Below are 9,961 nucleotides of genomic sequence, written 5' to 3' on the forward strand. Positions count from 1 at the left end.
TACGACCCCTCTGCAAAGCATGTCACCTCCGCAAAGTTAAAGCACTCGCAGGGCATAAAGCAGCCAAAAATTGACCTGTCACAAATGATGCAGCATTATCACCGACAAACTACGCCGTCACTTACAATCGCCGAGAACCTTGACAAGGTTAGCCTTATAAACATCCTCACTTGCAGATGTAAACTGATAAAAACCCTCGACAGACTCCCCCGGATCCAGGCTCCCCGCCGTAATTTTTCCGTCTACAGTATCCAGTTTGTAGGAGTTGCCGCTAGCATCATACAATTTGTAGCAAACCTTGCTCAGATCTACACTCTTCTTCCCAGCGTTGATCAGCACCGCGTCAAACTCTTTAAAATAAGCTGATTGCTTTTCTGCCCAAATTGCACCCTGACCTTTTTCGGTCGAATAAAGGATAAGAGCCTCAACAGGCTCGTTAGCGTGAACAGCTGTACAAAACACGCACAACATCGATGCATAAACAATATTGCGTTTCATTTAAATCTCCACCAACAATATTCAAACATCTATAACCCTTCTGAATCAGCAGAACCTTTTACGCCCGATTAACCGATCCGAAGTTCAGGTCGTGATTTTGCAGGCTGGCCACGATTTTAACCCGAAGAAATTTCCCAGGAGAGCGTAGGAAATTTCCCAAGACACCTCCAGAGCATCTTAGCGCAAGACATACCATTACAACTGGAGGAAAAATCAATATAACTCTCATCAACACTGAACGCTCAACAAAGCTGACATCAGTTTCTGCAGTAACCTAGGTACTTTTATAAAAATTAAAATCACAAACATACTATTACGCAAGCCAGAAATATCACTGAACACTTGACCAAAGATGCCTTGATTGCAAAAACGCTAATCGACCGTCGATCGGAGGGGGGGAGGCAGAATCTAATGCATACAGGGGTTCATAGAGACAGATATCCTAGTAACAACGCCGAACTCGACAGAATACTCAAGTCAGCAATCATGCTGTCATAGGTGTTGTTGATAGCCTGCAACTGGCTATTGAAATGATCACTTTCGGCCACGAGCACATCAAGTAACGTGCGTTTGCCAAGACTGTACCATTGCTCATAAAACATTTTCCGTACCTGATCGGTTTCCACCGACAGTCTCTGATACTCCTGCGCCAATTGCGCGGAGGTCGCACGGCTTTGTGCTAGTCGTTTTATCTCCTGTCGAAGGTCCTGACCCACCTTCTCATACTGCTCCATGGCCGCACTTTTACGGGCGTTGGCAGCTCCTCTAGCTGCTTTGTTGGATCCCCCGCTGAACGCTTGCCACTGCACGTCAAAACCGACATACCAATCATTGCTGCGGTTAGAGTTTGCGTTAGAACCGTACAACCCGCCCTGCTCTTTACGCGCGACCAGGTTCAACCCCGGCAACCCTTGTGCCCTGAGAGCTCCGGCACGACCATCTTCTATCTCGGCCTGCGCTTTGAGGCGCAGCAGCAGAGGATGCTTATCCAAAGCGGCCAGTGCCGCAGATGTCTGAACCATAAGACTATTGTCTGTTGCAAATCGCTCAGGAATCCCCAGAACTTCCTCCCCCAATAGCCGATGGAGTTTGATCCGGGTCAGTTGCTGCTGGTTCTCTATCTGCTTGCGGCTGGCCAGGGCGGACAACAGTTTCGCGCGAGCCTGTACTAGTTCACTCGTCCTACCCTTGTCGCTCTGGATAATCTTCAAGAGCATGTCGACCCGACTGTTCATTTGCTGAACATAGTCCTCAGCCACCACCATACTTTGCTCATAGCGCATTAGATTAATCAGTTCAGAACTCGTATCAAACGCCACCTGCTCCCGCTCAATCAGGCCGGTCTGCTCTGCCGAACCTTGCGCCGCTTGGGCCGTGCGTATTTCACTGGCATTCTTGCCCCAGTCCCAGACATTGGTTGTGACATTGACGGTGCCAGTGGTTTCACCCGAAGCACTGCGTCCGGAACGACGCTCTTCCTTCGTCAACGCCGAGTTCATGCCCAACCGAACTTGCGGCCAACGACGCCCCTTGACCTCATCGATCTCGTAACCTGCGGCCGATTCATTGGCGTTGGCCACACGAACCTCTGGGCTGTGTTGCAGTGCCTTGCCGACAAAACCCCGTAACAGCGAGCGCAGTTCATTGCTGGCCGGTCGTTCGCCGTTCTGAATCAGGGTCCGTAGCGATGGGCCCGGCAGCACGGGCTCGGTCGATACGTTTTCAGGCTTGCCTACCTGAGAAGCCATAGCAGGGCTCAACGACTTGCCAGACTGTGTCGGTACCACAGGGGCCTGTGTATCCACAGCAGTATTCTTCTGCGAACCGGAAAATCTCTCGGCCAGATCAGCCATCTGCCGTTGATTCAAGCTGCCAGGGTTTGCTTCGCTATCCGCAGCCAAGGCAACGTGCCCGCCACAGGCGTAAAGGCCAATCAACACTGTCGAGAAAGCCGTGGCCTTGCCAAATTTCACTATTGGATTCTTCACTTCATCTTTCCCGAAACGCTTCTCGTGCCTTTAATACCGGTTTCAGCAAATATGCTAAAACCGTCTTCTCCCCGGTCTTGATATCCACACTGGCAATCATGCCGGGGATGATTGGAAAGGAGCGTCCGTGAGCGTCCAGCGAAGCACGATCAGTACGTACATAGACTTTGTAGTAGGTGGGGTTTTCTCGCCCCGTGCGGGCCTTTTCTTCATCGAACAAGGTGTCCGAGCTAATGTGCTCGACCTTGCCACTAAGACCGCCATAAATCGAATAGTCGTAAGCCGTGATCTTTACTGTCGCCTCCAAACCAGGGTAAATGAACGCCACATCGGCAGGTTTGATCTTGACCTCCACAAGTAGTCGATCTTCCAGCGGAATCAAGGTCATGATCTCAGCCCCTTGCTGGATGACACCACCACGGGTAGTAACCCGAATATTGTTTACCGTGCCGCGCACCGGGGCAGTAATGGAGGTGCGATTCATCACGTCTTCACGCCCCTTGAGCACCTCCAGTGCTTGCGCCAGTTCACTCTCCGATCGCGTCAACTCGTTATTGGCCTCTGAGCGGAAACGGTTGAGGCGATCGGTAATCTGCAAGTTAAACTCGTTAGCCTGTCTACGCAGGCGCATGATCTCTACCTCCGACACGAGCCCCTGATGCGCCATCGGCGCCGACAACCGGACCTCGCCTTCAGCCAGTTCCAGACTGCGGCGCAAGGCCTTGACACTCTCCTGCAAAGTTTTCTGACGTGCGTTGTAAGCCTGAGTCTCATCACGCACGATAGAGGCGCTCCCTTTTATCTCCTCTGGAAACATAAGGGGTGTGTCATAAGCCTCGGCACGCAGGCGAGCAATCGCCCCCTTCAAACCCTGTACCCTGGACAGCGCCTCACGGTAATTGGCTCCCACTCTGGTGGGATCGATTTTCAGCAACTCCTGTCCCTGCTCCACCACCTGTCCCTCCTTGACGAACAGCTCCTTCATGATCCCCCCTTCGAGGCTCTGGATGATCTGTTCACGACTGGCCGGAATCACTCGACCTTCGCCCTGGGTCACTTCTTCCACACGAGCAAAATGAGCCCACAACAAACCCACCATCACCGAGGCGGTCATCAGCCACAGCACTAACACACTGGCCGGTGTTTTCTGTTCGATCAGCGCACCTTGCAAGTCGCGCATGAACGATACATCTTCGGCGCGCACGGCATAACTGCGCTTGTTAACGGACACGACTGAACTCGCACCGAACAAACCCTTGAGACTCTTCAACGACATGAGTCGATTACCTGGAATAAAGTTGAAAAGAGGGGACACCGACGGCTCATTGGCGAGACTCCGTTGGTGACATCTCGGAAGACTGACTGTTGGCATTGAGCGCGGCGATGACCTGAGCCTTCGGGCCGTCCGCAGCGACACAACCGTCCTCCAAAACAATCAGGCGCTCGGCCAGACTTAGCATCGACATACGGTGAGTGACAATGACCAGCGTGTGCGACTGGCTCAGCTCACCCAGTTGACGGATGAACTGTGCCTCGCTCAAGCCATCCATCGCGCTGGTGGGTTCATCCAGCAGGAGGATTTTCGGCTCCAGCATCAGGCAACGGGCCAGCGCGATCAGTTGACGCTGGCCGCCTGAAAGGTTGTGGCCCATCTCTCCCACCGGCATTTCAAAACCACGGGGGTGGCGCGCAGCCATGCGATCCAGACCGGTCATGCGGGCAACTCTCAGGAACTGCTGAGTGCTGGCGCCAGGGTTACCAATCATCACATTGTCCCGTAAAGAGCCGTAAAACAGCTGGCAGTCCTGGCCCACATAACCAACGGCCGCCCGCCAGTCCGCCGGATCCACTTGCGAGGCGTCCACACCGTCAATGGCCAGCCGGCCTTCACTTTGGCGATAGAGCCTGGCCATCAATTTGAGCAACGTCGATTTGCCGCTGCCGATATTGCCGAGGATGACCACTCGCTCACCGGCATTGATGCTCAAATTGATCTTGTCCAATGCCTTGGGTACGGTAATCGCTCCCGGCACCGGATAGGAATAACTGACCTGCTGCAGACTGAGGTTCCCATCAAAACGCGGCGCCGAAAGAAATACACTGGCAGAATCACGCTCCAGGGGCAGGGCCATTAGGCTATTCAGCGACTTCATGCCTGCCTTGGCCTGTTGAAAACGCACCGCGAGACCAACCACCGCGCCCAGCGGCTGCAGCGAGCGCCCGGTGAGGATCACCACGCCAATCATGGCGCCCAGGGTCAATTGACCGGCATGAATAAGGTACACGCCCCAGAGCACGATCAATATCGTGGTCATCTGCTGTACGAACATGACAAAGTTAGTGATCAGGCTCGACAGGAAGCGGCTCTTCATCGCCGACGTGGTAGCCAGCGCACTGAAATCATCCCAGCGCTTTTGCATGACGCCTTCGCCACGCGAAGCTTTCAAGGCTTCCAGACCTTCAAGGGTTTCGATCAACAGCCCTTGGCGCAGCGAGATTTCCCGTGTGTTTTCCTGAATGTAACGCGATAACGGCCACTGGCAGGCAACGCTGACCAGCAAGATGACCGGCACAGCCAATAGCGGCACAATGGCCAAGGGGCCGCCAATCAGGTAAATGATGCCCAGGAACAGCAGGCAGAATGGCAGGTCCGACAAGGTCGCCAGTGTCGCCGAAGTGACAAAGTCCCGTACCGCTTCATATTCACGAAACTGGTTGGCAAAGGCACCCGATGAACTCGGTTTGCTTTCCAAGCGTAGCGCCATGACCTGGCGAAACAGCCGCGCACCAATAATCAGGTCAGCCTTCTTCCCCGCCACGTCCAGTAAGTAAGCGCGTATCTGCCGCGATGCAAACTCAAAGCTGATCGCAATCAACACACCAATAGCCATCGACCACAAAGAGACATACGCATGCGTCGGCACGACACGGTCGTACACGTTCATCGTGAAGAAGGTGGTGGCCAGGGTCAGGATATTGGCCAATAACGCCGCGAGTGCCGCACTGTAAAAATAAAACCGGTAACGCCACAGCACGGCAAACAACCAGTGTGCCTTGCGCTGATCCAGGGATAACAGGTCGTTGTCACCGCGGGCATCCAGTTTCGGCACGACGCTGGTCAACAGCCAATACCCCAAACATTGATCCTGTACCTGTGCTTCGCTGAGCCTGACCTGCCCCTGATGTTCAGGAAGAATGACGTCGTAGGACACCTTGCCCAGTTGTGCAATACGCTTCAACACCACGCAATAACTACCATCCTTTCGCGCCAGAACAGCCGGAAACAGGTAATCGGAGAGGTCCGGCAGCGCACGTTGCACCCAGCCGCTCTTGATGCCGACTTGCTCAAGCATGCGGACCGCAAGCATAGGTGACAGACGATTGCCCCGGGGCAGTCCGGAGTAGAGCACCTGCTCGCTAACCTCTTTGTTGTAGATTTCACACAGCGACTGCACGGCCGTCAGCAAAGAGTCCACCTGCTCCGAGGTGCACTCTGCTATCTGACTCACTAAATCGTTTTTTGGCACTTCATTATCAACAGCCACTATCAGGCTCCTGTGTTGCCGGCGCGCAAGAGTGCCGAAACCTGATGAGTTTCGAAACTTGACCCCAGCGAAATTCAATTACGTGTCAGCACATTTGCTTGAAGCACTTGCTCTTGAATCGCGTGATTGACGTGAATCAACAAGAGCAGACAGCGGCCTCTACTTTTTGGGCATACCTTGAAATGAACAAGGTCAACACCAGCGCTGTATGCACTGACGATCGGGACGCGAAGGATGATAGGAGCAGCGCGAGAGCGGCGCCAAAGGAAGGTTCCTAGCGACGCGTAGGAAATTTCCCACAAATCACACGAACTGCTTCGGGGGAGAACATAAGCCTTGTCGGAAAGCACATTCGAATCGGACGGGGGAGGAACAGATATTTCGGAGGATAAAGCCACCGCTAGGTTTGGCCACAGTCCCAACTAAAACTGACTTGATAGAAGTCAAATTTATTACTCAGGTAGAGACCGACACCTTAAGTCATTTACGTCATAGCGTACCCCATACGCACTCAGTATCATCACAGACAAACAATCCCATACAATTTTTCTAGAAAAACACCGCGCCCTGACAAATATTAATTGCCAGGGTGCGGGTTTAGTTAGCTAATACCTCTTATATTGAATTAAGCCCAGGAGACGTTAACCACCTGATCGATCAACAGTTGGCCTTTATGATCTCCAACACTGTTATAAACGTCGTAAGCATGTCCATTAGAGTGAACGGTCATGGCTTTAGCGGCGACCCACTCGCCACTATTTTTTACCTCCACCGTATTTTCCGACGTGCCGTCGATAACTATCTGGTGACGCTTGATATCTTTATCCGCCAGACCGCTACTAAAGTTTCCTTTATTGAAAACACTTAGCCCAGCATTCATGTCCATCACATCCCTTAGCTCCAACGTCAGCTTGCCCTTGGTAGTACCCGATAGATCGATTCGTTCAATGTTGGCGATACGTGATAGTCCGACGCCCGCCTTGATCATACCCAATCCGGCATTCGAAATTGTGGTCAGGTCTACCGATGTAACATCACTTTCAAAAGCCAGCTTGTCGACCCCGTGACCACCATCGACGCGAGCTAGACGGCCGTTGAGCCCGGCTAAAGCGTTAAAACCTGCCCCCAGATGCTTGAGGTTGTCCTGGTTTAAAACAATAGTATCGTCACCCGCACCAGAATAAATAACGTCAGCACCGCCTTTACCATAAATGGTGTCGCTGCCAGCACTACCCACTATGAAGTTACTATGCTCGTCACCGCGAGCTGCGCCATTGATAACTGTAACCGATGGTTCCGCCCCAAGGGATATACCACCCATGTACAACTTGCCGTTGCCGGAATACGACCCTACGTAAATATCCGCGAGTCCATCGCCATTGAGATCAATACGACCGGCTACCGAAGCGCCATCAGCCTGATCACGCGGTATCATGATCCCCTGCTTGGAGATACTCTTGGATATGTCCTTTACATTAATAGTGCCCGTATCGGCTTTTCCAAAAATAACATACGAATTGGAATAATTTCCTTTCCCCCCCTGCTCTGCATCTCCCTGCCTGTCGGCTCCTCCATTAAGTTTATTGCCATAAGTGGTGTAGACAAAATCTGCCAAGCCATCGCCATTGACATCCCCGACCCCACGAATATCACCAAAACGTGTCGGCTGAGTACTCATCCAAGATGTGTCCAATGCGAAACCACGGTTGTTCGCTTGCAACCATTCAGCTTCAAGCCGAATAGAGCTTTCCGAGTTACTTGCCTGCGGCCCACCAAAAATCACAAATACATTTTTTCCGTCATGCACAGCTACATCAGCATACCCATCACCATTGGCATCCCCAATACCACTAACCGCCTGAACTTGATCAACAGCCAATGACCCCTTACCGGTTTTCCAGCTCACATTCGAAAATTTGCTAATATTTTCTCTGGTGTCCTTACCAAAAATAATACCGCGTGATGTAACGATGTCCCCTATGCCATCACCGTTAAAATCACCGGCAGAAGTTACATATTGCGCTCCACTCCAAGAAGACGACTTTTGGCCTCCAACTTTGTCCGGAGTACCAAAATTGAAGTTTCTTTCAACAATTGCAGTTCCCTGCGCAGAACCAAATCGGACACTGGACGTCTGCTCTTGGCCACGTGCACCCACCCCCCCCCACACCGTATCCATCAAGCCATCGCCATCAAGATCCCCGGCAGAGGCTACGAAGCGAACGCTCCCTATCTTTTCAATAGGACTCCAGCCAGTTTCAGAGAGCTTGCCTCCCCCCAAATACAGGCGGGCGCCACCATTGCTTTCGCCGCCCGTGCCTGCGTACATGGCGACGATATCATTGAAACCATCACCATTGGTATCACCCACACCAGCCTGGTGATAGGTGTACATTGTATCTTTTTGATTGTAGAATTTTGGTCCTGTAGCTTGGATATCCTCGCTGCCTTTCAAAACCCCCCTGACGGCGGATTCTGTCCACCCTTCTGTCCACCCTTTAGTGTAACTACCGCTCGCGATGTCATCAAAGCCATCTCCATCAACATCGCCCGCACCATCCACCGACCAAATATTACTGACCGGAACGTTCGCAGGTTTTTCTGTTACGCTGAAAACCTCGACATCCACTTTGTTCGATTCAGCGCTGAGGTTAGAGGCCTTGTCCTGAGCCTTCACAAATAGTTCGTGCTTACGATTGACTAGGAAGTTACTCGACCGAGAAAACGTCCAGGTGCCGTTCGCTAATGCGACGGTCTCTCCAAGCTGGGCCTCACGACCATCGGTGTTGATATGGTAAAGGATGACCGTTGAACCGGCCTCCGCCTTGCCAGACAGCTGGGGGTGAGCATCTGTGATTTTCTGGTTCGTTAACGGTATAGACTGTTCTGCCCCCCCCTGAGCCGTCACCATAATCTTCTCGATCGTTGGAGCTATTGGCGCAATGGTATCAATCGTCAAACTGGCAGAAGTCGTTGCTTTGCCTTTGTTCAGAGCATTGAGAACTTGAATCGTATAGTTGTGTACACCATCTTCGGTCGCAAGAGGAAGCTGAGCACTCCACCTCCCCCCCGAAGAAACTACACCCACAGCAATTTCCTTGCCGTCTTCGAAGACAACGACCCGATCATTTTTCCCTAGCCCTTGGGAGGTGCCGTATAGAGTTGGAGTACGATCATTGGTTGGAGTGTCAATAGGCTTTATCACCTCCTTCCCAGAGACATCGTCAATGTAACCATCGACAGTCAAGGAGTAGACTGTATTCGGATTACCTTCGTAAATTCCAAAAGTTGCTGTACTTGACTGACCACTTTCCTGAATGGCCACTGCACTGAATTGTGCAGCTTCTTGTGGAGCGTCACTGGTAAAGCTGAATTGACCATCCGAACCGACAACCATCTCCTTGACGGTTTTGTCAGGGAACGTTAGTTGCACTTTCAGATTGGCCTGAGCAGCTCCGGCGATGGTCACCAACCCTGTAGCCTCATCGGTAGTGACACTGGAAAAAACCGGTGCATCAGGCACAGGACCCGGGGAATATGTAATGGTTGCGGGAAGGCTTTCGTTACCAGCCCCATCTTTGGCCGTAGCACTAATGTCTCCCGTGTTGTTCTGTGCTACAGCACTGGTCAGCGTGAAGTCACCACGAGTATCTGCCTGGACGGTGTCGGTAGCCCCGTCGGTGAATGTAACCGTGACGGTAGAGTTAGGCTCAGCCTTACCTTTTAGTGTGGCGCGACCATCTTTTTCGACCGTTACCGCCAAGTCCGTTGGAGGATTCGGTGCTGTGGTGTCAATCTCCGGGTTAGCAACATACTCGACAGTGGCTGGCACACTGACGTTGCCCGCCGCATCAATCGCCACAGCCTGGATCGTACCGCTGCCTTGTGGCGTTTTGCTGATCAGTTCGAAGCCACCGTCAGGACCAGCCT

The 9,961-nt window shown here is 52.4% G+C and carries 6 protein-coding genes; 1 reads left to right on the forward strand and 5 read right to left on the reverse strand.

Going from position 1 to position 9,961, the window contains the following annotated elements:
• A partial coding sequence (locus DK261_RS33825; RefSeq protein ID WP_218278174.1) for a hypothetical protein occupies positions 1–74 on the forward strand: 74 nt, incomplete at its 5' end.
• Positions 75–117: 43 nt separating this feature from the next.
• Here DK261_RS33825 and DK261_RS05315 read toward each other — a convergent pair.
• The 5 genes from DK261_RS05315 to DK261_RS05335 form a co-directional block, all read right to left on the reverse strand.
• A complete protein-coding gene (locus DK261_RS05315) occupies positions 118–498 on the reverse strand; it encodes a DUF4354 family protein (RefSeq protein ID WP_041990241.1) in 381 nt (126 codons plus the stop codon).
• A 425-nt stretch (positions 499–923) separates the two neighbouring features.
• Positions 924–2,486 carry a TolC family protein gene (locus DK261_RS05320; protein WP_110175357.1) on the reverse strand — a complete coding sequence of 521 codons (1,563 nt, stop codon included), beginning with the start codon at positions 2,484–2,486 and terminating at the stop codon, positions 924–926.
• Position 2,487: 1 nt separating this feature from the next.
• The gene (locus tag DK261_RS05325; RefSeq protein ID WP_231999295.1) at positions 2,488–3,801 is read right to left on the reverse strand and encodes an HlyD family type I secretion periplasmic adaptor subunit; all 1,314 of its coding nucleotides are present in this window, start codon (positions 3,799–3,801) and stop codon (positions 2,488–2,490) included.
• A gap of 7 nt (positions 3,802–3,808) precedes the next feature.
• Positions 3,809–6,031, reverse strand: a complete 2,223-nt coding sequence (locus DK261_RS05330) for a type I secretion system permease/ATPase (RefSeq protein ID WP_080768826.1) — start codon at positions 6,029–6,031, stop codon at positions 3,809–3,811.
• Between the two features lie 625 nt (positions 6,032–6,656).
• Positions 6,657–9,893, reverse strand: a complete 3,237-nt coding sequence (locus DK261_RS05335; RefSeq protein ID WP_146218508.1) for an Ig-like domain-containing protein — start codon at positions 9,891–9,893, stop codon at positions 6,657–6,659.
• Positions 9,894–9,961: the final 68 nt, after the last annotated feature.

The organism is Pseudomonas sp. RW409 (assembly GCF_003184125.1).
Lineage (GTDB): Bacteria > Pseudomonadota > Gammaproteobacteria > Pseudomonadales > Pseudomonadaceae > Aquipseudomonas > Aquipseudomonas chlororaphis_I.

What these genes read in the sequence shown, in the direction of transcription:
- DK261_RS05315 (WP_041990241.1), bottom strand. Translation starts at nt 498, where the DNA reads ATGAAACGCAATATTGTTTATGCATCGATGTTGTGCGTGTTTTGTACA.